This is a genomic window from Xanthobacter sp. BG11Y11_SDJG, assembly GCF_057364445.1.
This window is the reverse complement of the sequence record NZ_JBNFNU010000743.1, coordinates 1-1,018: the sequence shown is the minus strand read 5'-3', so window position 1 is coordinate 1,018 and position 1,018 is coordinate 1. Positions and strand designations below refer to the sequence as shown.

1 protein-coding gene is annotated in these 1,018 nt (G+C 71.6%); it reads right to left on the bottom strand.

Features of this window, described 5'->3' with window-relative positions; all coding sequences use genetic code 11:
* Nucleotides 1-906: branched-chain amino acid ABC transporter permease (locus AC2W7M_RS26225; protein WP_486136105.1), on the bottom strand; the 906-nt coding region annotated here is incomplete at its 3' end.
* Nucleotides 907-1,018: the final 112 nt, after the last annotated feature.

Sequence of the window (1,018 nt, the reverse complement as noted above, 5' to 3'; positions counted from 1 at the left end):
GATCCGCCGCCGCCACCAGCGCGGCGCGCTGCTCGCCCTGCGGCCGGCCAGCAACCCGTAGGGCCGGGCCACCAGCACCACCGCCATCACCAGGAACACCAGGACCAGCGAGACCTCCGGCAGAACCAGGATGCCGAAGGCGTTCACCTCCGCCACCAGGAGCGCGGCGAGGAAGGCGCCGGGCACCGAGCCCAGCCCGCCGATCACCACCACCACGAAGGCCTCGACGATGATCTTGAGGTCCATGGTGTGGTGCGCGGTCTCGCCGCGCGGCAATTGCAGCGCGCCGCCCAGCGCCGCGAGGACGATGCCGAGCGCAAACACCGAGGTGAACAGCCATTTCTGGTTCACGCCCAGCGCCGCCACCATGTCGCGGTCCTGCGTCGCCGCCCGCACCAGAATGCCCCAGCGGGTGCGCTTCAGCGCCAGCGTGAGCGCGAGCAGCACGAGGGGGCCGAGCGCCACCAGGAAGAGGTCGTAGGCCGGCACCGCCTGCCCGAACATGTCCACCGCTCCCTTGAGGCCGGGGGCGCGCGCGCCGAGCAGGTCTTCCGGGCCGAACAGGAGGACGACGAGATCCTCCATCATCAGCGTGACGCCGAAGGTGGCGAGCAGCTGGAACAGCTCGGGGGCGCGGTAAATGCGCCGCAGCAGCGTCATCTCCATCAGCGCGCCGAGCGCGCCGACGAGAAGCGCGGAGAGCACGATCGCGCCCCAGAAGCCGACCGGCCCGGCGAGGCGCTGCTGGAGCCAGTAGGCCACGTAGGCACCCAGCATGTAGAAGGCGCCGTGGGCGAAATTGACGATCCGCGTGACGCCGAAGATCAGCGACAGCCCGCTCGCCACCAGAAAGAGCGAGCATGCCGCCGCGAGGCCGGTCAGGAACTGGGCGAGGATGAGGTCCAAGGCGTAGCCCGCGCGTCGCGCCGCGGCGAGGGGCGGCCCCTCCTCTTGTCCGCTTTGGCGCGCCGCATCAAGGGGCGGCGGCGCGGAAGCCGGGGAGGTCGGCGGCGGCTCG